This window comes from Nocardiopsis sp. LDBS1602, assembly GCF_035818715.1.
Taxonomy (GTDB): Bacteria; Actinomycetota; Actinomycetes; order Streptosporangiales; family Streptosporangiaceae; genus Nocardiopsis; species Nocardiopsis alba.
Map to the genome: position 1 here is coordinate 240,261 of NZ_JAYLVW010000003.1, position 23,699 is coordinate 263,959.

Here is a 23,699-nt window from a genome sequence, read left to right on the forward strand (position 1 = left end):
AGGTGCAGACATGGGCGCGACCGCGAGTCGTGGAACCTTGATGACCATAGCGGCGACCCTGAGCCTGACGCTCACGGCCTGCGCGAGCGAGCCGGAGGAGGCCGTGAGCCCCGCTCAGGCCGAGACCGAGCCCTCCCCGGAGGTACACCGTGCCCTCCGTTTCCAGGCCCAGACCACCGACGGCGAGCAGTTCGACGGAGAGACCCTCGCGGAGGCGACCGCCGTCCTGTGGTTCTGGACCCCCGACTGTGGCGAGTGCTCCGGACTGGCCTCCGTCGTCGCGGCGACGGACCAGGCCTACGAGAACATCGACTTCCACGGTGTCGCCGGACGCGCGGAACTGGAGGAGATCCAGGCCTTCGAGGCGCAGAACGGGCTGGAGGACATGACCACCCTGATCGACGAGTACGGGACCATCTGGGGCGGTTTCGAGGTGATCAGCCCGCCCTCGTTCGTCTTCCTGCGCTCGGACGGCACCCACACGACCGTCTCCGGGGCCATGACCGTCTCCGAACTGGACGAGACCATCGCCCAAGAGCTCGAGTGAGGACCCGGGCCCGAAGCGGGTCCCGGGCCGCTCAGCCGGTGTTCGTGGAACGAGAGTCCACGAGGACCTGCACGCCGTCCAGGACCCGCTCCAGCCCGAAGGAGAACTCGTGTTCCGGGTCGTGGACGGCCTGGTGGGCCCGGCCCACGGCGGTGCCGACACGAGAGGCCGTCGGGTAGGCGGACTCGTCGACCAGCGCGGTCAGCAGCGGGTCGTAGGTACGCCACCACTGCGCGTCGTCCATGCCCGACTCGCGGGCCACCTGTTCGGCGCCCAGGGCCTGTCGGACGGCGCTCTCCACATAGCCGTCGATCAGGTTGACGGTGGAGTCCATCTCGACCTCGCTCAGCCCCAGCCCGTCCACGGCGGACAGTTCGTGGTCGTACTTGGCGATGAGGTTGGGCCCCAACAGGCGGATGGTCACCACCTGCAACATCCACGGATGGCGGACGTACAACTCCCGATTGGCGTACGCGATCCCGCGCAGCCGCTCACGCCAGTGCCCGGTCCGGTCCCGGGTGTCCAGGTCCCCGTAGGCGGCGTCGACCATGAGGTCGATGAGTTCGCCCTTGCCGGGGACATAGGTGTAGAGCGACATCGTGCCGACCTCGAGGGACTCGGCGACCCTGCGCATGGACAGCGCGGTCAACCCCTCGGAGTCGGCGATCTCGGTGGCGGCCGCCACGATCCGGTCGACGCTCAGGCCGGGTCCGCCCCGACGACGTGGCGCGGGCTCCTGAGTGCGCCACAGGAGGGACAGGCTGCGCGCGGGATCACCGCTCTTGCTGGGCTGCGGGGGCATCGGTCCGTCCTGGTACTGCCGGGTCGTGCTTTCGTGGATCATTCCTCGCTCGCGTGGCCGGGCTTCCTCTCGCGGCGCCGACGTCGCTCGGACAGCCAAACCCGGGCGGGCCCCCGCTGTGCGATCCTGCGGAGCCTGCGTAGCAGGGCACAGTAGGGGAACCTTCGCTCGTCGTCTGGCGAGAGATCGCCCGGCGGCCGCTCGCCGAGGATCGGCTCCGCCGATGCCAGGCGAAAGCATCCAGAAAACACTCCCCGGTCCGTAGAGCGTACGGGTCAGTGTACGCCCGTCGACGGTCACGCCCCATGACCTTCACGTGGGGGAGAGGGGAGCGGGCGGGGCCACGGCCCGCTCGGGTTCAGCCGCCGAGACCTCGATAGCGGCGCACGCTCAGCGGGGCGAACACCGCCACCAGGAGCAGCGGCCAGACCACCGCCATGAGAAGGGCGTTCTGGGCGATCCACCCCTCACCGATCACACTCGGGCCGCCGAACAGCTCCCGCGCGGCCGCCACGGTGGACGACAGTGGGTTCCAGTCGGCGACGGTCCCGAGCCACACCGGCATGGTCGCGGTGGCCACGAAGGCGTTCGAGAGGAAACCGAACGGGAACTCCAGGGTCTGGATGACGGCCATGCCGCCCTGACCTCGGACGACGAGTCCGACGTAGATACCGATCCACACGAGCGCGAAACGGAAGAGGAGCAGGAGCCCGAAGCCGAGCAGCGCCCGGTCGAACGGGCCGTGCCACTGCCAGCCGACGACCAGGCCGAAACCGATGAGCACGATCAGGGTGAGCGTCGAACGGATCATGTCGGCCAGACAGCGACCGACGACCACGGCCGAGGAGGCCATGGGCATCGAGCGGAACCGGTCGGTGATGCCCCGGTTCGCGTCGGTGCTCACCGCCGTCACGGTCTCCCCGAGCCCGAACACCATGACCATGGCGAACATGCCGGGCATGAGGTACTCGGTGTAGTCCCCGCCGCCGGGCACCGACATGGATCCGCCCAGCAGGTAGACGAACATCAGCACCATGAGCACGGGGAACAGCAGACCGAAGCCGAGTTCCCAAGGGCCGCGGGCCCAATGGAGGAGATCGCGACGGGCCACCGTCCAGCCATCGGCGAGGGCCCACCCCAGGCGGGGGAGGGGGCCCGACGGAGGAGCGGGCGCGAGGAGAGGCGACGGGCGGTCACCGGTGTGCGTGTCGGTCGCGGTCATCGGCCGACCTCCGTTCCGTGGTGGGAGTGTTCCTCGGTGCCGGTCAGATGGAGGAAGACCTCGTCCAGGGTGGGACGGCGCAGGAGGACGTCGGCCACGCGCAGTCCCTCGTCGTCCAGGGCCCGGACCACACGGGTCAGGGCGGCCGCGCGGTCCTCCACCTCGGCGCTGATCCGGTGCTCCTCTCGGAGCGTGCGCACGGGGGAGCCGGTGGCCCGCTCCACCAGCGCGGCGGCGCGTTCCAGGGATTCCTCGTCGGTGAGGACCACGTCGATCCGGTCCCCGCCGATCCGCGACTTGAGACCGCTCGGGCTCCCCTCGGCGATCACCCGGCCGTGGTCGATCACCGAGATCCGCGAGGCCAGCCGGTCCGCCTCCTCCAGGTACTGGGTGGTGAGCAGGACGGTGGTGCCGTCGTCGACCAGCCCGCGGACCGCCGACCACACCTCTTCGCGTCCGCGGGGGTCGAGGCCGACCGTGGGCTCGTCGAGGAACAGCAGGGGCGGGGCGAGGATCATCCCGGCGGCCAGGTCGAGACGGCGACGCATCCCTCCCGAGTAGGTGGAGACCGGCCGCCGGCCGGTGTCGGCGAGGTCGAAGCGTTCCAGGAGCTCGTCGGCCCTTCGGCGGGCGTCCCGGCGGCCCAGGTGGTGCAGTCGGGCGAAGAGTTCCAGGTTCTGACGGCCGCCGAGCACCTCGTCGACGGCGGCGTTCTGGCCGACCAGCCCGATCCGGTGCCGGATCAGGGCGCCCTCGGTGGCCAGGTCGTGGCCGGCGACCTCGGCGGTGCCCTCGTGGTGGCGGAGCAGGGTGGTGAGGACGCGGACGGTCGTCGACTTACCGGCCCCGTTGGGCCCGAGGAGGCCGTGCACGGTGCCCCGATCGACCTCCAGGTCGAGTCCGCGCAGGGCCCAACGGTCCTTGAACCTTCGGCCGAGTCCTCGGACGGTGATCGCTCTCCGTGGTGTGGGCATGGATCCCTCCCAGTTGGCGTACTACGTACAGTACGGCGTACGGAACTGGGAACGGCCCACCCCTCGGAGTTATTTCCTTATGCCATAAAGAATTTTCTTCGCCATCGTCGTGCCTGGTCGGAGGGGGGATGTGGTGGCGTCGGGGTTCGAGGGGTCAGGGGGTGGGCGGTCCCGGCGTTCCCGTGAAGGTCCCGGCCGCCGCCGCGGCGGCGGTGATCGAGGCGGCCCGGCGGAGGTCGTCGGCGGTGACGGGTTCACGGCTGATGAGGAGTCGGTAGTACACCGGGGCGATCGCCGAACGGATCACCTCCTCGGCATCGGTGTCCCGAGGGGCCTCGCCCCTGGCGATCGCCTCGGTCACGATCACGGCGGCACGCCGGTGTCGGTCGGACATGAAGCGGCGCAGCGCCTCGGCGACCTCCTCGGACTCGAAGGCCGCCGCGACCGCCGCGGCCGACACCTCGCGTTCGGGGGCCTCGGTGAAGCCCGACGTCACCGTCTCCACGAGCCTCAGTAGATCGGTGTACAGGGAGCCGGTGAGTTCGGGTTCCCAGTGGCGTTCGGTGGAGTGCTCCAAGGCGGCGCGCACCAGTCCGTCCACTCCGCCCCACCGGCGGTAGACGGTGGCCTTGTGCACCCCCGATCGGGCGGCCACGGAGTCGACGGTGATCGCTCCGTAGCCGCGTTCTCCCAGTTCGTCCAGGGTGGCCTGGAGGACGGCGGCGGTGTTGCGGGCGGTGCGGCCTCCGGGGCGGGCGTCTCCCGGAGTGGGGTGCTGAGAAGTCATAACGCAACTGTAGTTGCATTTGCCTGCATTCTTGTGCGATGCTGTTCATGCGACAACAGTCGCAATAGTCGACCCGAGGAGGAGATCATCATGGGCGAACAGCGCAGGACCCCGCGTTCCCGACCGTTCACCCACCTTCTCGGGAGGCCCTGTGACCTTCGCCGTCGTCTGCGACCGACTCACCTACTCCTGGCCTGACGGCACCACGCCGCTCGCCGACCTGACCACCGCCTTCGGTGCCGGACGCACCGGACTGATCGGCCGCAACGGAAGCGGTAAGTCCACCCTGCTCTCCCTGATCGCGGGACGGCTCACCCCGACCTCCGGCACCGTCGCGGTCGACGGGGAGGTGGGGCTCCTCGACCAGGCGCTCCCCCTCGCCACCGACACCACCGTCGCCGCACTGCTCGGGGTCGATCGGATCCGCGACGCCCTCCTCGCCATCGAGGCCGGGCGGGGCGAGGAGGCCGACTTCACCGCCGTGGGCTCCGACTGGGACATCGAGGAACGGGCCCTGGCCCGACTGGAACGCTTCGGCGTCGACCTCTCCGCCTCGGAAGGGCACCCGTTGGACCGGCGGGTCGCCACCCTGTCCGGGGGCGAGACCGTGCTGACCGCCCTGGCCGGGATCGCCCTGCGTCGCCCCGACGTCACCTTGTTGGACGAACCCACCGACAACCTCGACCGCGACGCCAGGGAACGGTTCTATGAGGCGGTCGAACACTGGCACGGGGTGCTCATCGTCGTCTCCCACGACCGGGAGCTCCTGGACCGGGTCGACCGCATCGCCGAGCTCCGTCACGGACGCGTCCGTACCTGGGGAGGGAACCACACCGCCTACACCGAACGGCTCGCCGTCGAACAGGAGGCCGCGCGCAGGACGGTGCGCTCCGCCGAGGCCGACGTGCGCAGGGAGAGCCGCCAACTCGCCGAGGCACGGATCAAGCTCGCCCGCAGGGTCCGCTTCGGACAGAAGAAGTACGACACCAAGCGCGAACCGCGCGTGATCATGAACCAGCGCAAACGCGAGGCCCAGGTCTCGGCCGGCCTCCACCGCATCACCCAGGAGGAGAGGCTCGAGGCCGCGCGCGAAGGGCTGGAACGGGCCGAGGAGGCGGTACGGGACGACGACACCATCCGCATCACGCTGCCCGGTACCGAGGTCCCCGCGGGTCACGACGTCCTCGAACTGCGCGACACCGTGCCGGGGCCGGAGGCCGGGGCGCTCTACCTGCGAGGCCCCGAACGCGTGGCCCTGACCGGACCCAACGGTTCGGGCAAGACCACGCTGCTCCGGGCGATCGTCGCCCGGGCCTCGGGGGAACCGGCCGCGGAGACGGGCCACGGCCCTCCGGTCCGGGTCGCGCACGTCACCGGCCGGGTCGGCTACCTGCCCCAACGGCTGGACGTCCTGGACGAGGAGGCGAGCGTCCTCGACAACCTGCGCGCGGCCGCGCCCTCGGCCGGAACACGGACCCTCCGGGCCGGGCTGGCGCGCTTCCTGATCCGAGGGCACCGGGTGGACCAGAGGGCGGCCGACCTTTCCGGAGGGGAGCGGTTCCGGGTGGCGTTGGCCCGCCTCCTGCTCGCCGACCTTCCTCCGCGATTGCTGATCCTGGACGAGCCGACCAACAACCTCGACCTGGACGGCCGGGACCGGCTCGTCGAGGCCCTGAACGCCTATCGGGGCGCGTTGCTGGTGGTCTCGCACGACCACCGGTTCCTGGAGGAGATCGGGGCGACCCGCCGGTGGTCCCTGGAACGGGGCCGGCCACCGGTCGAGGGAGGCTGACCCGGGCCCGGGGCCGTCCCATCGGAGACGGAGGGCGGCCCCGGGGTCAGGACGGTTTGGCCGGGCAGGTCACCAGATGGTCCTCGACCACGCCGGTGGCCTGGAGGTAGGAGTAGGCGATCGTGCCTCCCACGAAACCGAAGCCCCGCCGTTTGAGGTCCCGGCTCAGCCGGTCCGCCAGGTCCGTGGTGACGGGCACCTGGTCGGGCGAGGTCCAGTGGCCGACCACCGGGGTCCCGTCCACCCGGTCCCACAGGTAGGCGTCGAAGCTCCCGAACTCCTCGCGCACTTTCCGGAAGGCGCGGGCGTTGCGCACCACGGAGGCGATCTTGAGGCGGTTGCGGATGATCCCGGGGTCGGCGAGCAGGCGTTCGGTGTCCTCCGGCCCGTACTCGGCGACGCGGTCGTAGTCGAAACCGTCCATCGCCCGCCGGTAGTTCTCCCGTTTGTGCAGCACGGTGGACCAGGACAGGCCGGCCTGGGCCCCCTCCAGGATCAGCATCTCGAACAGGTACCGCTCCTCGTGCGAGGGGCGGCCCCACTCGGTGTCGTGGTAGGCGGTCATGGGCTCGGAGGCGTTCCGGGCCCAGGAGCAGCGGCGGTCGTCGTCGGACATGGGTCTCCTCGAAGCCGTGGCAGGGGGTCCCGTCCATCGTCCCCGACGCCGGCGACGATCCGGAGACCTCACCGTGAAGGCCGTGTCGCGGCGTGTGAAAACCCCTTGTCCCCCCGACCGCCCCGGAGAAAGGATGGGGCGGTGACGGACACGAACACGGACTTCGAACAGGACCGACGCCGGGCGCCTCGGGTGCGTCTGGTGGAGATGACCGAACCCGTCCTCGTCGCCTTGAGCGAGGGGGACGTCGCGGCGGCCGGCCGCCTCTTGGACCTGGAGTTGGGGGATCACTTCGATTCCGAGGAGGTCCGCTGGGTCACCGACCACCGCCTCGGGCAGCTCCGAGCCGATCCGGCGTGCGCGGGCTGGCTCACGAACGTGACGGTGGACGCCGACGACGGCCGGGTGGTCGGGTTCGCCGGCTTCCACGGACCTCCGGACGGCGATCACCGTGTGGAGGTCGGCTACTCCGTGGCCCCGGAGGAGCGCCGTCGAGGGTACGCGCGGGCAACCCTCACCGAGCTGCTCCGCAAGGCCGACGCCTCTCCGGAGGTCGCGGCGGTGCTCGCCTCGATCCGCCCGGACAACGTCGGGTCGCTGGCGACCATCGCGGGCTTCGGCTTCGAGCGCGTCGGCGAGAAGTGGGACGAGCGCGACGGTCTGGAGCACATCTACGAACGCCCTTCGCCCGCACCGTCGGGCGAGTAGTCTTCCTCAAGTACCTCGACATCGAGATATCGGCCCGGTGCGCCCGACCCCGGGCCCGGGCCGGTTCCACGACGACGTTGAAAGAGGAGCCATGACCACCCCCCACCCCACCGAGACCACCACCGACCTCGGGTTCGGTCTCCACCACGTACTGATCCCCCTGCCGCCGGGGGGAGAGGACGCCTGCCGGGCCTTCTACGTCGACGTCCTCGGTTTCGTGGAGGTCCCCAAGCCTCCGGCCCTGGCCGCCCGCGGCGGACTGTGGGTCCGCGCCGACGACCTGGAACTCCACCTCGGGGTGGAGGAGGGGTTCGTGCCGCAGCGCAAGGCGCACCCCGGCATCCTCGTCCGCGAGATCGACGTTCTCGCCGAACGGATCATCGCGGCCGGACACGAACTCGTCTGGGACGAGAACCTCCCCGGATACCGCCGCTTCCACCTCTTCGACAACAACGGCAACCGCCTGGAGTTCCTCAGCCCGTCGGGCGAGTAGCCGTTCGACGGTCCGGAAGGGGCGAGGGCGGGAAGACCACGCCCCGCCCCTTCCGTTCAGTCGGTCCCGTGCCAGGAGGCCCACAGCGCGGCGTAGGCGCCGTCCGCGTCGATGAGCTTCTCGTGCGGACCGAGCTCGACGATCCGGCCGTCCTCCACCACCGCGACCCGGTCCGCGTCGTGCGCCGTGTGCAGACGGTGCGCGATCGCGATCACCGTCCGGCCCTCCAGCACGGCCGCCAGGGAACGTTCGGCGGCGCGCGCCGTACGCGGGTCCAGCAGCGAGGTGGCCTCGTCCAACACCACCGTGCGCGGATCGAGCAGCACCACCCGGGCCAACGCCACCTGCTGGGCCCGTGCCGGATCCAACGCGGCCCCGCCCGATCCCACGGCGGTGTCCAGCCCCTCGGGCAGGTCACGGAGCCAATCGGCGCCCACCGACTCCAGGGCGGCGGTCAGCCGTTCGTCGTCGGCGCCCGGGGCGGCGAGCTCCAGGTTCTCCCGCAAGGTCCCGGTGAACACGTGGTGCTCCTGGTCGACCAGGACCACCCGTTCGCGCAGGGCCTCCGGCGCCAGAGCGCCGATCGGGACCCCGCCCACCAGCACCCGTCCCGAACCGGGCACGTCGGCTCCGGACAACAGCCGACCGATCGTGGTCTTGCCCGCGCCGGAGGGGCCCACCACAGCCAACCGTTCTCCGGGCCGCACCTCCAGGTCGACCCCGCGCAGCACGTCGTGGCCGGGCACGTACGCGTAGTGGACGTCCACGAACTCGATCCGGTCGTCCGCCGGTTCCGGGCCGGGTTCCGCGGACTCCTCGGGCAGCTCCTGCACCCCGCGCAGGCGGGCGAACGACGCCCCCGCGCGTTGGATGTCCTCCAACCATTGGGTCAGCCGGATCAGCGGGCTCGACGCCTGCTCGAGGTAGAGCAGGCAGGTCACCAGAGCACCCAGGGCGATCCCGCCGTCGAGGTAGAGCAGGCCGCCCACCAGCAGGGCGACGGCGGTCGGCAGCAGGAAGACGGCCTCGGTGAAGGGGAACAGCACCGAGCGCAGCCGCAGTGTGCCGCGCCGCGCGCGGTACAGGAGCTCCACGTCCCGCTCCGTGGCCTCGATCCGATCCCGTTGGATCCCCAGACCCTCGACCGTGCGGCCGCCCTCCGCCGTCGCCGATACGTTCTCCAAGGCCCCGGACAGGGCCGAACCCTCGGCCAGATAGGCCTCACGGGAACGGCGCAGATACCAGCGGGTCACCGGGTACATCAGCGGGAACGAGACCACGGCGCACAGCCCCAGACGGGGGTCGATCCAGAAGATCGCCGCGAACAGCACCACGACCTGAAGGCCGTACAGGGCGATGTCGGGGACCGAACTCCGCAGGGTCTGTCCCACCGTCGCCACGTCCGCCGAGGCGCGCGTGGTGAGGTCGCCGGTCCCCGAACGCTCCACCACCCGGGTGGGCAGCGACAGCACCCGGCCCACGAAGTCCTCGCGCAGACGGAGCAGTACGTGTTCGCCGAAGCGGTACGTGGCCCGCCGCGCGTACCGGGTCGACACGAACTGGGCGCAGGCCGCGATCACCACGCCGGCGGCCATCAGGTCGATCGCTCCGGCCGTGGCGGTGCCGGCCTCCACCATGTCGATGATCCGGCCCAGCAGGTACGGGCCGACCAGCCCGGCCGCCCCGGAGATCAGGGTCAGCGTCACCAACCGGGCCACACGTCCGCGCTCGTCGCTCAGGACGCGACCGAGGTCGCGGCGGACCCGGGCCCGGTCGGCCACCGGAAGACGTTCGCTCATGCTCGTTCCCCCTCCTCGTCCGCGCCGCGCAGGACCAGCGCGCGATAGTCCCTTCGAGAGGCGATCAGCTCGCCGTGGGTGCCGACGGCGACGGCCGTCCCGTCCACCAGGAGGACGATCCGGTCGGCGCGGTCCAACAGCAGGGGTGAGGTGCCCACGACCACGGTGGTCCGTCCGATGCGGGTCTCGACCAGCCGTTCGGCGATCGCCGCCTCGGTGTGCGCGTCCACCGCCGAGGTGGGTTCCACCAGCGCCAGGACCTCGGGCGAGGCGAGTACGGCGCGGGCCAGCCGGACCCGCTGACGCTGCCCTCCGGAGAGGTTGCGCCCTTGGGGCTCCACTCGTGAGTCCAACCCGTCGGGCAGCGAGGTGAGGACGTCGACCGCCCCGGCCGTGCGCAGCGCGGCACGTAGTTCCTCGTCGGGGAACCGGCCGTGCGGGTCGAGGACCTCGCGCAGGGAGCCGGCGAACAGGTACGACTCGTTGTCACAGAGCAGCAGACGCTCGCGCACCTCGTTCAGCCCCACGTCGCGCAGGGGGATCCCGCCCCAGAGGACGTCGGAGTCGGTGTGGCGGCACAACCGGTCGGCGACGGCGGCGGCCTCCTCCGGAGAGGCGGACACGAGCGCGGTGCACCGTCCCGGGGGCACGGTCACACCGGAGGCCGGGTCGACCAGCTCCGCGTCCTCCTCGGGACCGGGGCGGTTCATCCCGCTGCCGGCGAGCGGGGGCTCCAGGGTCAACACCCGCAGCACCCGGCGGACCGAGACCAGGCCCTGGACGAGCCCGGTGGCGCCCTCGATGAGGAAGAGGATCGGGATGATCAGGAGGGCCACGTACCCGTAGACCGCGACGGCCTCGCCGACGGTGATCTGTCCGTCCAGCGTCAACCGGGCCGCCACCCAGGTGACCGCGCCGAGGAAGATCACGGGCAGGCAGTAGGTCACCGCCTGGAACCAGCTCGTGGTCTCACTGACCCGGTAGCCCTGGTGGAGCAGCTCCCCGGAGCGGTCCCGGTACCGTCGCGCGAAGTGGTCCTTGCCGCCGATCCCGCACAGCACCCGCAGCCCGGACACGATGTCCGCGGCCAGCGCCGTCGTCTCGCCCTGGTGCTCGCGGTAGCTCCGCTCCCGATCCTGGAGCCGGCCGAGCAGCGGGCCGATCACCACCGCCAGGACCGGGACGCCGATCACCACGATCGCGCCCAGCAAGGGGGAGATGCCCACCAGGAGCACCGCGACGCCGACGTAGGCGATGACCGCGCCCACCCCGGGCCCGGTCATGGTGAGGATGTGCGCGATGAGCATGACGTCGGCGGCCTGGACGGTGGACAGTTCGCCGGAGGAGACCCGACGGGCCAGGGATGATCCGAGCACGGTGGAGTGTCCGTTGACCACGCGCATGGTCCGGTGCGCCGCGTCCATGCGCACCTGTGTCATCGTGCGGTGCCGCAGGACCGACACGGCCACGTTGAACAGGAGCACCGCGGCCATGGCCGCCACCCACAGGACGAGCGCGCCCGGCCGTCCGGCTCGTAGCCCGTCGTCGATGGCGCGGGCCATCAGATAGGGCGGGACCATGACGGTGGTCATCCACAGGGTCCCGTAGAGGGTGCCGGTCAGGATCCGTCCCGGTTGCCGGGTGATGAGCCACCACACGAAGCGGAGCGGACCGCGCGTATCGGGCGAGCCGGTGGGCGGTAGGGCCGAACGCGGAAGGGGGCGTGTCCCCCAGGGGCCGGGGACATCCGACGTCTGAACCAAGCGAGGCCTCCCAAGGTCTCTTCTCCCCTTCATGAGAGCAGGGAGAGCGGCCCGGTCTCCAGCGGGTTTCGGGGGAGTGCGGAGAGCGAGCGGGAAGGGCACGCTTGGTGATCTCGGAACATTACTTAAGGGTTCAAAAGTGATTCAGGTGATTTTCAGGGATATTCCTCGCGGAATTCTTATAACGCATCTGTTGCGAATGGCGAGCACGCTCATAGAACGGGGGAGAACGCGCATCACCCAGAGACGGGCCGCCGAGCGAGAGAGGTGACGGGATGGCCGATCCGGCCGGCTGGAGAGGTGCGGACCGGAAGAGGAGCCTGCTCTTGGGCACCGCCGCCGCACTCGTCCTCGCCGTCGTGGCCACCACCCTCCTGATGTGGGACCGGTTCACCTGCGGCGGCCCGAACAACGGGGTCCGCGAGATCGCCGACGAATGCGTCGGCGTCACCGAGGGCGATTACGTCTTCCACGACGACTTCACCCGGGTGCAGGAACTCATCCGGGAGGAGAACGAACGCGTCACCGCGCTCGGGGACGACCTTCCCGTCGTGCGGGTCGCCCTTCTGGGAACCTTCACCTTCGACCCCGTCAGCCCCATGGACCCCGGACGGATGCTCAGGTCCCTGGAAGGCGCCTATACGGCTCAAAAACGCGCCAACGACACCCACGACTTCGGAGATCGGACGCCGCGGATCCAGCTCGTCGTCGCCAACATGGGCAGCCGCCAACACCAGTGGGAACCCGTGGTGGACGACCTGGTCGACATGGCCCGCGACGAGGAACGCCCCCTCGTCGCCGTCACCGGCATGGGCGTCAGCATCGCCTCGGCCAGGGACATCGCCCGGACCCTCGACGCTCAGGGCATCCCCATGGTCTCCACCGCGCTCACCGCGGACGGACTCGCGCACGGCCCCGGAGGGATCGACGACGCCGGAGACGAGGAGAACCCGACACTGCCCGGCGTGCTCCGCGTGGCCCCGAGCAACACCGAGTACATCAAGGCGCTCCGAGGCCACCTCGACGGTCTCGACGAACGGGCGCGGGCCATCATCGTCTACGACCGCACCGAACCCGACCTCTTCGTCGCCTCCCTGAAACAGGCCTACACCGAACACCTCGACCCCTACATCGACGGTCGACCCGTCCAGGAGTACGAGGGGACCACGGTCGGCGACGACCCGGTGCGAGGGCTGTTCGCCGAGGTCACCATGAACGTCTGCGTCTCCGGGGCCGACACGGTCCTCTTCGCCGGACGCGCCCCCGACCTCGACGAGTTCATGGAGAGCCTGGCCGCCTCCACCTGCGACCGGCCGATGCGCATCATGTTCGTCGCCACCGGACTGAGCGTGCTCAACGAGGAGGGGCGGATGGCCTTCCTCGCCGACAACGACCTCACCCTGGTCTACGCCTCGGGCATCGACACACGATGGAACCTCGTCCCCCAGGGCTCCGCCGACGCCCCCGAGGGCTACCGGGCCTTTCGCGAGGCCTACATCGAGCACTTCCCCTCCACCGAACACGACCCCGAAGGGCTGCGCAACGGGTACGCGCTGGTCAACCACGACGCCGTGGCCGTCGCCGCGCAGGCCATCAGGATGACCAACGAACTGGGGGACGCGGACGGACCGCCGACCGCCCACGAGGTCCGCGCCCGTATGACACTGCTCAACACCGCCCACGAGGTCCGGGCCGGCGGCGGCACCCTCGGCTACAGCCCGGAGGGCGCGGGCGAGGCCACCGGACGCTTCGTCCCCATCGTCGAGATGCCCCTGGAGCCGGGCGACGCCCCGGCCCCGGACCCGCACGTCATCGGTGACGAGTAGGGACGACCCGAACGGAGAACGGGGGGCGGGCGGGTGACAGGTGACGGGGCGCACGGTAGAACAGCACGAGCACCCCGGACACCGTGGACCCGTCCCGGCGGATCACTCCACGCACCGGGCACGCGCCACCGACGCGCACCATAGACGGACCCGCCACGGGGCCCTCGCCACGAGAACAGCGTGGTGGGGCCGGGTCCGCGCCGACGAACGAGGAGCACGATCCTTGACCGACAACCCGTTCCTGACGCCCAGCGAACTGCCCTACGGTCTCCCCGACTTCGCGGCGATTCGCGAGGAGCACTTCCGGCCCGCCTTCGATCAGGGCGTGGCCGAACACCTCGCCGAGGTCGCGGCCATCGTCGCCGACCCCGAACCCCCCACCTTCGAGAACACGATCGCCGCCCTGGAGCGCTCCGGTCGGACCCTGAACCGGGTGGAGACCGTCCTGCACACCCTCGCGGGCTCCGACGCCACCGAGGCCGTCCAGGAACTGGAGCGCGAACTCTCGCCCAAGGGGACCCGGCACCGGGACGCGATCTACCTCGACCGGGGCCTGTGGGACCGCATCAAGCGGGTCACCACCTCCGACCCCGAGGAGGCCACGCTCCTGGAGCGCTACCGGCTCGACTACATCAAGGCCGGTGCCGACCTCGACGAGGCCGGCCAGGAGCGCATGCGCGAACTCAACGCCGAACTGGCCGAGCTCGGCACCGAGTTCTCCCGAAACCTGGTCCGGGCCTCGACCGAGTCCGCGCTGGTCACCGAGGACGTCTCCGACCTCGACGGGCTCGACGAGGCGCAGATCCAGGCGATCGAGAGCGACGGGAAGTACGTGCTCCCGCTGCTCAACACCACCGTGCAGCCCGCCCTCGCCCAGCTCACCGACCGGGCCACCCGCGAAAAGCTGTACACCCTGAGCGTGGAGCGCGCCCCGCGCAACCGGGAGATCGCCGTGCGCGTCGCCGCGATCCGCTCGGAGCAGGCCCGACTGCGCGGCTACCCCGACCACGCCTCGTTCAAGGTCGCCGACCAGACCGCCAAGACCGTCGAGGCGGTCGAGGAGCGTCTGGGACGTCTGGTCGGCCCGGCCCGCCGCAACGTCGAGAGCGAGGCCGCGGCGCTCGCCGAGCACGCCGGCCACGACATCGAGCCGTGGGACTGGCCCTACTACGCCGAGCAGGTCCGCAAGGCCCGCTACGACCTCGACGAGAGCGAGCTGCGCCCCTACTTCGAGCTGGGACGTGTGATCGAGGACGGCGTCCTGTACGCGGCCACGCGCCTGTACGGGATCACCTTCACCGAACGCTCCGACCTGCGCGGATACCACGACGACGTGCGGGTGTGGGAGGTCTTCGACGGCGACGGCACCGCCCTGGGGCTGTTCCTCCTCGACCCCTACGCCCGTCCCACCAAGCGCGGCGGCGCGTGGATGCACAACCTCGTCGAACAGTCCTTCCTGCTCGACGAGAAGCCGGTCGTGGTGAACAACCTCAACATCACCAAGCCGGTCTCCGGCCCCACCCTGCTCACCTTCGACGAGGTCGAGACGGCCTTCCACGAGTTCGGGCACGCACTCCACGGCCTACTGTCGTCGGTGCGCTACCCCCGGGTCGAGGGCACCAGCGTGCCGCGCGACTTCGTGGAGTTCCCCTCCCAGGTCAACGAGATGTGGGCGACCTGGCCGGAGATCCTCGCCAACTACGCCAAGCACCACGAGACCGGCGAGCCGGTCCCGACCGAGCTGCTGGACCGGCTCGCCGCGGCCGAGAAGTTCAACCAGGGCTTCGGGACCTTCGAGTACCTGGCGGCCGCCCTGCTCGACTGGTCCTGGCACCGGCTGGCGCCGGGGACCGTGGTCGAGGACCCGGAGGCCTTCGAGATCGAGGCCCTGGAGCGGGTGGGCGCGCTCCACCCGCTGGTGCGTCCGCGCTACCGGACCTCGTACTTCATGCACGTGTTCTCCAACGACTACAGCGCCGGCTACTACTCCTACGTGTGGAGCGAGGTGCTGGACGCCGAGAGCGTCGACTGGTTCAAGGAGAACGGCGGGCTGCGCCGCGAGAGCGGAGACCGCTTCCGACAGAAGGTGCTGGCCGTCGGGGGCAGCGTCGACTCGATGGACGCCGTCCGCGACTTCCTCGGGCGCGAGCCCGGCATGGAGCCGCTGCTCGCCCGCAAGGGTCTGAACTGACCGACGCCCGCCCCGACGGTCGACCGTCGGGGCGGGCCCGGCTCACCTCGGGTCGGACCGACGCGCCTCGAAGTTCGGGCCGATCCGCTCGTGCAGCACGATGCCGACCGAGACCGACACGTTGAGGGACTCGGTGGAGCTGATCATCGGGATGGAGATCGACGCGGAGGAGGCCTCCTCGAACATCTCCGACGGGCCGCCCTTCTCGCTTCCGAACAGCAGGGCCAGCCGCTCCTTGTTGTCGCCCAGCGACTTGAGCGGAACGTCGCCGTCGGCGTCCAGGACCAGCAGCGGGATGCCCTCCTTACGCACGAAGGAGATGGCCTCCTCGCGTTCGGCGAGCACGATGGGCAGCGAGAAGACGTAGCCGCGGCTGGCGCGGATCAGACGCCGGTCGGCGACGCTGGTCAGGTCGCTGTCGACGAGGATGATGCCCGAGGCGCCCAGCGCCAGCGCGGACCGGGTGATGGCGCCGATGTTGCCGACGATGCGCACCCCGTCGAGGACGATGACGTCGCCGCCCCTGCGGGCGATGTCGCTCAACCGCGAGGGGCGCGGCACCCGGGCGATCCCGAAGGTCTTGGGCTTGCGCTCGCCCTTGAAGACCTGGTTGACGACCGAGGTGGCGAACAGCCGGACCGGGATGCGGCGCTCACGGCACAGCTCCAGCAGCTCCTCGGACGGCGGCTGCGTTTCGATCCCGTAGATCTCGATGAACTCCACGCCCGCCCGGATGCACTGCGTGAGCGGCTCGGCGTCCTCGATCAGCGTGGTCTTGATGTTGGCCCTGGAGCTCTTGGTGACATCGAGGATCCTCTGCACCGCGGGATCGGAAGCGTTTTCGATGATTTCCAGGTTGTCCATGGGCCCATTCTCGTCTGCGGCTGTGGTGTTCGGGGACGGTGCGCCGAGGCGTCGACCGAGGTCCCCAGTCTGCCACGTCCCCCCGTCCCGCCCTCCCGGGGTGGGAAGGGCGAGGCCCCGCGCGGTCGACCGCGCGGGGCCTCGGGGGAGGGGAGAGGGGAGGGGTCAGGGGCGCTCGCCGATCGCGCCGACCCAGCCCGACCAGACGAAACCGACCTGCTCGGTCAGGAGCGGGTACTCCAGCCCGAAGTCGGCGGCGTCGCCGTACTCGGGGGCCTCCTCCAGCAGGGTCGCGTCGCGGTACAGCAGCGCGCCGTCCTCGGCGTCGTACATGTAGCGGACCTCGGTCACCAGACCCTCGTCCTCCACCTCGAAGGAGAACAGCTCGCCCTCACGGCCGAGGGAGTCGGTCGCCGAGCCCAGGTAGGACACGTCGGCGACCTCGGTGAGCACACGCTGCACGGCGGCCTCCTCGGAACCGGAGAGGGGACGCGACTCGTACAGCCTGTCGACGGCGTTGGTCAGCGCGGGCAGGGACTCGTCCTCGGGGCCCTCGCCGTAGTCGGCGAGCACCTCCAGCATGCCCTCGGTGTCGGTGGGCAGATCGGCGGGCCACACCAGGCTCTCGTGCAGGGTGTCCTCGTAGGACTCGCTCCCCTGCTCCAGGAACCACTCGTGGTCGGCCTCCGCGCCACCGGCCTCCAACGGCGGCTTCGGGTCGGAGTCCCGACGGACGTCGCCGTTCGGCGCCTCCCAGCCGGTCCGGTCGTAGGGGACGAAGCGGTAGCCGTAGGACTCCGGCGGGTCCTCGTCACCGGCGTTGGCGGTGAGCCGGTGCAGCTGGACGTCGCTGGTGGAGACGAAGGCGACGTCGCCCTCGCCGGGGGCGGCGCCGCGCTCCGCGGCGATGTCGGCCAGCTCCGTCAGCCGTTCCGTCCCGTCGACGGGGTCGCCTCCGGTCACCTCGATGGGCTCCGGCTGGGCGGCGTACGCGAGCGGGATGCCCACATGGTCGTCGCCGGGCAGGACGATCACTCCGGCGCCCACGGCCAGGGCGGCGGTGGCCGCTCCGGCGACCAGGACGGGGACGCGCTTCCACAGGGGGCGGCGGGTCATGGTCTCGTGCTCCTTCAATCTCGCGATGGCTTCGACGCGTGCCCTCTGGCGGGCTTCGGGGGTGGGGCGGGCGTCCGCGGCGGGGTCGGTGCCGTCGAACGCGGCGCGCAGAGCGGTCAGGTCGTCCACGAGACCTCCTTCGGGACGCGGACCCGAGCGGGTTCGGGGGCGTCCGCCTTCATGTACGCGGTCAATTTCCTTCGAGCCCGGTGCAGGCGTCCGCGAGCGGTGACATGGGTGCAGCCGACCACCTTCGCGGCCTGCCGACAGTCGAGCCCCTCCCAGGTCACGAGCATCACGAGTTCACGTTCGATCTCCGTCAACCGGGCCAGGGCCGCCAGGGCCCGGTCGCGGTCGAGGACCCGATCGGTGTCGTCGTGGTGGGTCGTGTCGGTCTCTCGCTCCAAGGACGCGGCGATCGATCCCTGGCGCCGCTCCAGACGGTGGTGCGCGAGACCGATACGTCGTGCGCACGCGTACAGCCAGGGCAGTTCTCGGCCCGGAGGGAGCCGGTCGCGGCGTTGCCAGGCCACCACGAAAGCCTCTGAGGCGACGTCGTCGGCCTGATCGGGCCCCACACGCCGTCGCGCGTAGCGATAGACGGCGTCGTAGTGCTCTTCGAACAAGGCGTTGAAGTCGCGTTGGTCGGAGTGATCGTCTCCGGCCCGGCCTCGTCGCATCGGCGTTCCTCCCGTTCTCTCACCCCTCTATGTCGGTGGAGGGGGTGTGTGTTCGGTCGGGAGGAGATTTTTTTCGAGGCTTCTCGTGCAGGCCGGGACACGGGGTCTCGGGCGTTCCGGTCCTCGACGTGGGGCCATCGCGCTCTCGAAGGCTATGCTCGCCGCCGCACCTCTCGTCCGTCCCTGTCCCCTCCAGAGGAGGAGCCGATGACCCCTGTCCAGATCGTTCGAGCGGCCGCCGTCACGCTGATCGCCGGTGGTTCCGTTCTCGGGCTGGTCCCCGGTGGGCCGTGCGGGGCGGGATGGTGGAGCCCGGACGGAGCCCATGGGGCGGCGTCCTTCGGCTGGTTCGCCTACACCGAGATCTCCACGCCTCCGAGGGAATTCGGGATCTCCGGATGCGCGACCGCCACGGCGCCGGTGGCCTCGTGGGCGATCGCGCTGCTCGTGATGGGGGCGGTGCTGTTGGTGCTCTCGTTCAACGCCCATCGCCTGGAACGCTCCAAGTGATCGTCGGCGTGCCAGGCGATGCGCTCGGCAGGAGGCTGTAGTCGGACTCGCGGAAGGCGAGGGCTTCGGCCTGGGGGCGTCGGCCGTTGTTCCTGGGCGGGGCGGACGCGGGGATCGGCTGAAGTCGGTGGGGCGTTGGTGGGTTCTGGTCGGCTCTGTGGGGCTGTGGTAAGGATGAGTGAGAAGCGGAGGCCGCTTCCAACCAAAGGTTGCGGGAAGACGACGGCTTCTGTTTCCGCAGTTCATTTGCCCTGAGCCCCACGCACGTGGGGATGGACCGTTCTCGGCGGTCTCCTTGACCGTGTAGCCGGCCTGAGCCCCGCGCACGTGGGGATGGGCTGGTCTGTGGAACGGGGGTCGGCTTGGCGCTCGGTCGAGCATCCATAGAGACGGTGCCGGTCTTGAACACCGTGCGGTAAAAGGGGCCTCGTCCTGCCTCTTTGGCCGAGACCCCTCGCTCCGGTCGGGTCGATCGTTCCTACAGGGGGAGTTCCGTGATGGTGAGGTCGAGGTCGCGGATCATGACCTCGCTCAGTTGGCGGAGCTGGAGCTCGGTCACCTGCGCTCCGTGGAGCGAGGCCAGCCCGGACAGGCCCGACAGGTCGCTGCCGCGTAGGTCGACACCGGACATCTTGGTGCTCTTGATGTCCGCGGCGAAGGCGCAGTCGTCGAAGACCGCACCCCGCAGATCGCTCCCGATGATCTCGGCCTCCTTGAAGGAACAACCGATGAAGGCCACATCACCGGTGACCTTGACCTGCTCCCATGTGGCGTAGTCGAACTGGCAGCCCTCGAAGAGCACATCCGACATCGAAACCCGCGCCAAGGACACCCCCATCAGCCGCGAGCCCGTGAACCGGCACCGATTCAGGTTGATGTCCACCAGGCGATGTGAGGTCAGATCGAGGGAGGTGAAGTGGGTGTTGGCCACCTTCTCCTCCTCCAACGGATCGGAGTAGGGCCAAGCGTGCACCGCGGGCTCGTCATCGCTGGGCAGGAGCACTTTCGCGCCCCGGATCTCGGCGGTCTGCACAGGGTTCCCCTACTTCTTCCAGTTGTCCCACGTCGAACGGTTGTCCCAGGGCCCTCCGCCGACGTTGTCCCAGGTGTCCCGGTTGTCGAACAACCCCACGGGTGTCGTCGGCTGGAGCCGGTCGATCAGGTCGGCGGCCCGATCGGATGCTTCAAGCCCGGTCAGGATCGTCGTCATCGGTCACACTCCCATCTTCTCGCCCAAGGCGCGGACGAGTTCCTGTTTGGCGTTGCGGCAATAGGTGGTTTCGGTGGTGGCGAAGCTGCCGGTCTCGAAGTACTTGTTGGAGGCTTGGCCGCCTTGGCAGAAGGTGAAGAACTCGCAGGTTCGACGGCACCTGCGTACGCCTTCCAAGTGCTCGCGGACGTAGGCGGTGTGTGGAGCACGGGCGAGGATGGCGGGAAGCCGCTCGGTCAGGACGTTGCCCAGGACGAAGTCGTCGTACCGGGCGTCCTTGACGCCGAGTAACTCCGGAGACAGCACGACCACGTCGCCGTTGGTGCCGATGGTGGGGATGGGATCGATCAGGGCGTTCTCCCACCGCTCTTTGCGCTCGGCTCTGACGTCGGCGAGATAGCCCAGGAGCCGGTCGGCCTCACGAACGCGGAGGGTGCTGCCGTTGGCGACGCGATCGAACATCGCACGCCAGAAGCGACGGACATGGGCGGGGTCGATGTTCTGGCGAGTGTCGTTGGCGCCTTCGAGTTCCTCGATGTTGAACCCGATGCTCTTGGCCCCCAGATCCTCGAAGAAGTCGAGCAGGGTATCGGGGCGGGAGATGGTCTGCGCGGTCACGACGCAGATGGCGGTGAAGTCGATCCTGTGGGTCCGAAGACGTGAAATGCCGCGTTCCACGCGGGAGAAGACCGGTCGGTTCATCCAATCCACTCTGGACAGATTCGCCGCCGCCGGGCCGTCGATGCTCACCCCGACCCGGAAGTCGTATTCGGTGAAGAAGTCGCACCAGGCGTCATCGATGAGGGTGGCGTTGGTCTGCACGCAGTGACGGATCCGGCCTTCTCGGCGCAGAGGCTCGAACGCTTCCACGAGGTCGTGGAAGTGCTCACGGCGTGTGGTGAGGGGTTCTCCTCCGTGCCAGACCACGTCCACGGCCTCGCTCGTGTTCTGTGTGTCGATGCCGGCGGCGAGGGCTTGGGCGACCTCGATCGGCATCTCGGTACGGGTCCTTCGTTCGTTGACCGGCAGGTAGCAGTAAGAGCAATTGAGGTTGCACAGAGTGGTGGGTTGCAGGATCACCGAGTGGAAGCGGGGGGCTATCACGGCACCTTCTCTCCGAAGGGGGCGGCTAGGTGGGCCAGGACGAACGAGGCCGGGTCGGTGGTCGGGAGCGCCGGGGCGACTTACGTGGGTTCCAAGGTGTGCACAGCGGCGAGGGTCGGGCACGTCGGCCGATGGTCGACGCCGCGACCCTGCTGGAGGAGCTCTTCGAGCGTGGGGTCGGACAGGAACAGCGGGAACAGGGCTCTGTGGGCGAAGACCTGAAAGCGTCTCACTCCCGCTCCTCACAAGCTCCTCCGTGTCACGTCCCTACTTCCCACGGATCGAACGGGAGGTACACGTCCGACCGATCGAGGAGGTGATGGGGTTCGACCTGGTGAGGCGAGTGCCAGCCGAGGTGTTGCTGCTGGGAGATCGGCAGGGTAGCGGTGAGTGCTCACCGGAGCGAACGTGGTCGGAGAGTGACATGTGGTGACCGTAAACCGCAGCCGGTGCACGCTCTCGCAGCTGCGGAAGGGTAAAAAACCCGCAGGAATCTGCGGGTCGGCTCAGGCCACCCCGGCCCTACTCGCCAGAGGGCGTAGCTCCGGAGTGGAACGCTTGTGCTCCCTGCGCAGCAGTTCGGTGAGCACCCTGGCTGTTCCCGAGTGGTAGCGAATGAGTTCAGGAGCGAGTCGTTCGGCGTCCAAGAGGGCGTGGACCGCTGCGGCGTCTTGGCGGCGCTGGGTGTAAGCACGGGCCAGGTCAAGACAGACCTGGGCCCGTCGGCCGACCAGCCCCGAAGGTAGCGTGTCGGCGTCCAGAGCCTCTCCCGTGTCCACTGCGGTGCGAGCGTCACCGATTGCCACGGCGGTGCTGATGGTGTGGATGGCCACGTTCGTAGGTCCGAAGGCGGTCCCGTGCAGGTTGTGGTCACCGCCTAGGCGGGTCGCGGCCCGACGTGCCTGGTTCAGGAAGCGCGGGATCGCCGCACGGTCGAACTCCGCAGCGGCGGCCGTGGCCGCGGCGAGGTGGAGTCCGCCGTAGACACTCAGTTCTTCGGGGGTTCCTGGGCGCATTCGGAGCTCTAGCGCACCGGCCGCGCCCATCGCCAGCTCCGCTGCTTCCACGGGACGCCCGCGCGAGATGAACACATAGGCGAGCCGGTAAGCACCGACCGCGGACAGAAGCGTCTGGTCGGCCCACTCGGCGGCCGACATGGCACGGTCGGCGGCCTGCCAGGCCAGATTCTTCTCTCCGACTCGGCGAAGCAGGGCTGCGGTGGTGTTGTAGACCATGGCTCGGGCAGAGCACACGGCGGGCCGGTCCGAGCCAGGGGTGTGCGCGGCGGCTTCGGCCTCTCGAATGAGCCAGGGCAGACGTCGCCCGACCTCGTCATAGCGAGCCGCTTGGTAGGCGGTGTAAGCCTGGTGTGCTTGGACCGAGAGTGAAGCAGGGTCGACACGAGGTTCGGTGCCGGTCTCGGCGACGATGGTCTCCAGAGTGGAGTAACGCATCATGGCCCGCTCGATGGTGGAGGCGGCGTCATAGCGCATATCGGTGGCCGCCTCGGTTTCGGTTCCGGTCAACTCGGCCAGATCCAGGCGCAGGACATGGGCCAACCGGGTGAGGATTCCGTGGGAGTCCACCGTGAGGATGCCGCGTTCGACCTGGGAGAGCCAGGACTCGGAGCGCCCCACCAGTCCGGCGAGCACACTCTGGGAGTAACCGTGTCGTCGTCGGGCACGTTTGATCGTCTGGCCTCGGGTGGTGGGGTCCACGTTGTGCCTTCCGGTCAGAGGCTGTTGAGGGTGTCGATGACCTGTTGCCAGGAGGGAAGACGGTTCTCGTAGGGGGCGTCGGGGTCGTGCAGGACGGTGACCGACTCGATTCCGCGCAGGGTCTCCAGGGAGCGGACGAAGGCCGGGTGGGAGGCGAGTTGGGGTTTGCAGTGCGGCACGACCACGGTGGGCACTCCGTAGCCGACCATCTCGCACAGCAGGGCGATCGCGAAGTTGTCCGCCAGGCCTTGGGCGAACTTGTTCGTGGAGTTGAAGGTCAGTGGACAGGCCAACACCACGTCGGCGGGTGGTAGGGACCTGCCATGCCCGGGCTTACGGAAGGTGACGCGGACCGGTTCGCCCGTCAGCTCCGCGAGCCGGTTCTGGTCGTGGAAGTCGGTGCCCGTCGGGGTGGACAACACGGTCACCCGCCAGTCGTGGCCGTGGAGGGCCTGGACGAGGTCGATCATCCCTTCCGGCGCGGGGGCTCCGGACAACACCAGGTACAGGGTTCTCGGCATGCGCCCGAGTCTAGAGGGATGGCGCACAGAGGAACCGTCGCCTTGAGATCGTCTGCCTTGAGCACCGAGGAAGGCTTAAGGTCGGTCTCGCTCCCCTCGCTGTGGGGGAGGGTGGCGCCCGAGGCTCCGGCCGTCGACCGAAGGGCTCGGTTCTTGGGGAGTGCGCTGAGCAGGGTGTTCCGTGATCATGGTGAGTATGGAGTCCGTTCGCCGAGGCGATCGTGTACCGAGGTCGTTCCAGCCCACCACGGGCGTCGGGCTCGTTTGAGGTGTTCGTGAGTTTCAGCCGGCTTCGCATGGGGTGTGGTAGGTGTGAGCGAGGAACGAAGGTCGCTTCGGGGTGAAGGTTGCGGGAAGATAACGGCCTCTGTTTTCACAGGTCATTTTCCCTGAGCCCCACGCACGTGGGGATGGACCTTCGACCAGCTCCAGGGAAAGAGACGCGCGGGCCTGAAC

General features: G+C 69.6%; 23 protein-coding genes. 7 read left to right on the forward strand and 16 right to left on the reverse strand.

Features of this window, described 5'->3' with window-relative positions; translation table 11 throughout:
• The first annotated feature begins 40 nt into the window (after positions 1-40).
• On the forward strand, positions 41-547 hold the full coding sequence (locus U9J66_RS13080; RefSeq protein ID WP_014908675.1) for a thioredoxin: 507 nt from the start codon (positions 41-43) through the stop codon (positions 545-547).
• 31 nt (positions 548-578) lie between these two features.
• On the opposite strand, the gene U9J66_RS13085 is transcribed toward U9J66_RS13080, so the two are convergent.
• The 4 genes from U9J66_RS13085 to U9J66_RS13100 all read right to left on the reverse strand — a co-directional run bounded on the left by U9J66_RS13085 (position 579) and on the right by U9J66_RS13100 (position 4,332).
• Positions 579-1,349: a TetR/AcrR family transcriptional regulator gene (locus U9J66_RS13085; RefSeq protein WP_041562160.1), complete on the reverse strand. Its 771-nt coding sequence runs from the start codon at positions 1,347-1,349 to the stop codon at positions 579-581.
• Between the two features lie 358 nt (positions 1,350-1,707).
• On the reverse strand, positions 1,708-2,571 hold the full coding sequence (locus U9J66_RS13090) for an ABC transporter permease (protein ID WP_326337795.1): 864 nt from the start codon (positions 2,569-2,571) through the stop codon (positions 1,708-1,710).
• Positions 2,568-3,545 (reverse strand): ATP-binding cassette domain-containing protein, encoded by a 978-nt coding sequence (locus tag U9J66_RS13095; protein ID WP_326337796.1) that lies wholly within the window; start codon positions 3,543-3,545, stop codon positions 2,568-2,570. Before U9J66_RS13095 ends, U9J66_RS13090 begins: the two co-directional genes overlap by 4 nt.
• Positions 3,546-3,699: 154 nt before the next feature.
• On the reverse strand, positions 3,700-4,332 hold the full coding sequence (locus U9J66_RS13100) for a TetR/AcrR family transcriptional regulator (RefSeq protein ID WP_026124969.1): 633 nt from the start codon (positions 4,330-4,332) through the stop codon (positions 3,700-3,702).
• Positions 4,333-4,483: 151 nt separating this feature from the next.
• Here U9J66_RS13100 and U9J66_RS13105 point away from each other — a divergent pair, with 151 nt between their 5' ends.
• A complete protein-coding gene (locus tag U9J66_RS13105) occupies positions 4,484-6,124 on the forward strand; it encodes an ABC-F family ATP-binding cassette domain-containing protein (RefSeq protein WP_017534352.1) in 1,641 nt (546 codons plus the stop codon).
• A 46-nt stretch (positions 6,125-6,170) separates the two neighbouring features.
• On the opposite strand, the gene U9J66_RS13110 is transcribed toward U9J66_RS13105, so the two are convergent.
• Positions 6,171-6,740, reverse strand: coding sequence for a DNA-3-methyladenine glycosylase I (locus tag U9J66_RS13110; RefSeq protein WP_041561793.1), 570 nt, complete (start codon positions 6,738-6,740; stop codon positions 6,171-6,173).
• Positions 6,741-6,881: 141 nt separating this feature from the next.
• Here U9J66_RS13110 and U9J66_RS13115 point away from each other — a divergent pair, with 141 nt between their 5' ends.
• Both U9J66_RS13115 and U9J66_RS13120 read left to right on the forward strand, forming a co-directional pair.
• Positions 6,882-7,448 (forward strand): GNAT family N-acetyltransferase, encoded by a 567-nt coding sequence (locus tag U9J66_RS13115; protein ID WP_326337797.1) that lies wholly within the window; start codon positions 6,882-6,884, stop codon positions 7,446-7,448.
• Between the two features lie 91 nt (positions 7,449-7,539).
• Complete coding sequence (locus tag U9J66_RS13120; protein ID WP_014908709.1) at positions 7,540-7,941, forward strand: glyoxalase; 402 nt, start codon at positions 7,540-7,542, stop codon at positions 7,939-7,941.
• Positions 7,942-7,997: 56 nt separating this feature from the next.
• Here U9J66_RS13120 and U9J66_RS13125 read toward each other — a convergent pair whose 3' ends face one another.
• Both U9J66_RS13125 and U9J66_RS13130 read right to left on the reverse strand, forming a co-directional pair.
• A complete protein-coding gene (locus tag U9J66_RS13125; RefSeq protein ID WP_326337798.1) occupies positions 7,998-9,740 on the reverse strand; it encodes an ABC transporter ATP-binding protein in 1,743 nt (580 codons plus the stop codon).
• Complete coding sequence (locus U9J66_RS13130; protein ID WP_326337976.1) at positions 9,737-11,398, reverse strand: ABC transporter ATP-binding protein; 1,662 nt, start codon at positions 11,396-11,398, stop codon at positions 9,737-9,739. The genes U9J66_RS13125 and U9J66_RS13130 overlap by 4 nt, the downstream gene beginning before the upstream one ends.
• Positions 11,399-11,778: 380 nt before the next feature.
• Here U9J66_RS13130 and U9J66_RS13135 point away from each other — a divergent pair, with 380 nt between their 5' ends.
• Together U9J66_RS13135 and U9J66_RS13140 are read left to right on the forward strand one after the other, a co-directional pair.
• Positions 11,779-13,329, forward strand: a complete 1,551-nt coding sequence (locus U9J66_RS13135; protein ID WP_326337799.1) for an ABC transporter substrate-binding protein — start codon at positions 11,779-11,781, stop codon at positions 13,327-13,329.
• Positions 13,330-13,552: 223 nt separating this feature from the next.
• On the forward strand, positions 13,553-15,520 hold the full coding sequence (locus U9J66_RS13140) for a M3 family metallopeptidase (RefSeq protein ID WP_042284708.1): 1,968 nt from the start codon (positions 13,553-13,555) through the stop codon (positions 15,518-15,520).
• 42 nt (positions 15,521-15,562) lie between these two features.
• Here the strand turns inward: U9J66_RS13140 and nshR are convergent, their stop codons facing one another.
• The 3 genes from nshR to U9J66_RS13155 all read right to left on the reverse strand — a co-directional run bounded on the left by nshR (position 15,563) and on the right by U9J66_RS13155 (position 18,180).
• Complete coding sequence (gene nshR, locus U9J66_RS13145) at positions 15,563-16,384, reverse strand: NshR/TsnR family 23S rRNA methyltransferase (protein ID WP_014913237.1); 822 nt, start codon at positions 16,382-16,384, stop codon at positions 15,563-15,565.
• A 165-nt stretch (positions 16,385-16,549) separates the two neighbouring features.
• Complete coding sequence (locus U9J66_RS13150; protein WP_326337801.1) at positions 16,550-17,629, reverse strand: CU044_5270 family protein; 1,080 nt, start codon at positions 17,627-17,629, stop codon at positions 16,550-16,552.
• Positions 17,617-18,180, reverse strand: a complete 564-nt coding sequence (locus U9J66_RS13155) for an RNA polymerase sigma factor (protein ID WP_161111011.1) — start codon at positions 18,178-18,180, stop codon at positions 17,617-17,619. Before U9J66_RS13155 ends, U9J66_RS13150 begins: the two co-directional genes overlap by 13 nt.
• 207 nt (positions 18,181-18,387) lie before the next feature.
• On the opposite strand from U9J66_RS13155, the gene U9J66_RS13160 reads away from it, so the two are divergent.
• On the forward strand, positions 18,388-18,690 hold the full coding sequence (locus tag U9J66_RS13160) for a hypothetical protein (RefSeq protein ID WP_161111012.1): 303 nt from the start codon (positions 18,388-18,390) through the stop codon (positions 18,688-18,690).
• 478 nt (positions 18,691-19,168) lie between these two features.
• Here the strand turns inward: U9J66_RS13160 and U9J66_RS13165 are convergent, their stop codons facing one another.
• The 6 genes from U9J66_RS13165 to U9J66_RS13190 all read right to left on the reverse strand — a co-directional run bounded on the left by U9J66_RS13165 (position 19,169) and on the right by U9J66_RS13190 (position 23,243).
• Positions 19,169-19,723: a pentapeptide repeat-containing protein gene (locus U9J66_RS13165; protein ID WP_161111013.1), complete on the reverse strand. Its 555-nt coding sequence runs from the start codon at positions 19,721-19,723 to the stop codon at positions 19,169-19,171.
• Between the two features lie 9 nt (positions 19,724-19,732).
• Complete coding sequence (gene amcA / locus U9J66_RS13170) at positions 19,733-19,900, reverse strand: multiple cyclophane-containing RiPP AmcA (RefSeq protein ID WP_202421497.1); 168 nt, start codon at positions 19,898-19,900, stop codon at positions 19,733-19,735.
• Positions 19,901-19,903: 3 nt separating this feature from the next.
• Positions 19,904-21,004 carry a cyclophane-forming radical SAM peptide maturase AmcB gene (gene amcB / locus U9J66_RS13175; RefSeq protein ID WP_326337802.1) on the reverse strand — a complete coding sequence of 367 codons (1,101 nt, stop codon included), beginning with the start codon at positions 21,002-21,004 and terminating at the stop codon, positions 19,904-19,906.
• 80 nt (positions 21,005-21,084) lie between these two features.
• Complete coding sequence (locus U9J66_RS13180; protein WP_161111014.1) at positions 21,085-21,237, reverse strand: hypothetical protein; 153 nt, start codon at positions 21,235-21,237, stop codon at positions 21,085-21,087.
• 273 nt (positions 21,238-21,510) lie between these two features.
• Positions 21,511-22,722: a helix-turn-helix domain-containing protein gene (locus tag U9J66_RS13185; RefSeq protein WP_326337804.1), complete on the reverse strand. Its 1,212-nt coding sequence runs from the start codon at positions 22,720-22,722 to the stop codon at positions 21,511-21,513.
• 14 nt (positions 22,723-22,736) lie between these two features.
• A complete protein-coding gene (locus U9J66_RS13190) occupies positions 22,737-23,243 on the reverse strand; it encodes a flavoprotein (RefSeq protein ID WP_161111015.1) in 507 nt (168 codons plus the stop codon).
• Positions 23,244-23,699 lie beyond the last annotated feature (456 nt).

Bases quoted from the DNA above. Each gene is read 5' to 3' on its own strand.
- U9J66_RS13080 (WP_014908675.1), top strand. From the start codon at position 41: ATGACCATAGCGGCGACCCTGAGCCTGACGCTCACGGCCTGCGCGAGC.
- U9J66_RS13085 (WP_041562160.1), bottom strand. From the start codon at position 1,349: ATGCCCCCGCAGCCCAGCAAGAGCGGTGATCCCGCGCGCAGCCTGTCC.
- U9J66_RS13090 (WP_326337795.1), bottom strand. From the start codon at position 2,571: ATGACCGCGACCGACACGCACACCGGTGACCGCCCGTCGCCTCTCCTC.
- U9J66_RS13095 (WP_326337796.1), bottom strand. From the start codon at position 3,545: ATGCCCACACCACGGAGAGCGATCACCGTCCGAGGACTCGGCCGAAGG.
- U9J66_RS13100 (WP_026124969.1), bottom strand. From the start codon at position 4,332: ATGACTTCTCAGCACCCCACTCCGGGAGACGCCCGCCCCGGAGGCCGC.
- U9J66_RS13110 (WP_041561793.1), bottom strand. From the start codon at position 6,740: ATGTCCGACGACGACCGCCGCTGCTCCTGGGCCCGGAACGCCTCCGAG.
- U9J66_RS13120 (WP_014908709.1), top strand. From the start codon at position 7,540: ATGACCACCCCCCACCCCACCGAGACCACCACCGACCTCGGGTTCGGT.
- U9J66_RS13125 (WP_326337798.1), bottom strand. From the start codon at position 9,740: ATGAGCGAACGTCTTCCGGTGGCCGACCGGGCCCGGGTCCGCCGCGAC.
- U9J66_RS13135 (WP_326337799.1), top strand. From the start codon at position 11,779: ATGGCCGATCCGGCCGGCTGGAGAGGTGCGGACCGGAAGAGGAGCCTG.
- nshR (WP_014913237.1), bottom strand. From the start codon at position 16,384: ATGGACAACCTGGAAATCATCGAAAACGCTTCCGATCCCGCGGTGCAG.
- U9J66_RS13155 (WP_161111011.1), bottom strand. From the start codon at position 18,180: ATGCGACGAGGCCGGGCCGGAGACGATCACTCCGACCAACGCGACTTC.
- U9J66_RS13160 (WP_161111012.1), top strand. From the start codon at position 18,388: ATGACCCCTGTCCAGATCGTTCGAGCGGCCGCCGTCACGCTGATCGCC.
- amcA (WP_202421497.1), bottom strand. From the start codon at position 19,900: ATGACGACGATCCTGACCGGGCTTGAAGCATCCGATCGGGCCGCCGAC.
- U9J66_RS13190 (WP_161111015.1), bottom strand. From the start codon at position 23,243: ATGCCGAGAACCCTGTACCTGGTGTTGTCCGGAGCCCCCGCGCCGGAA.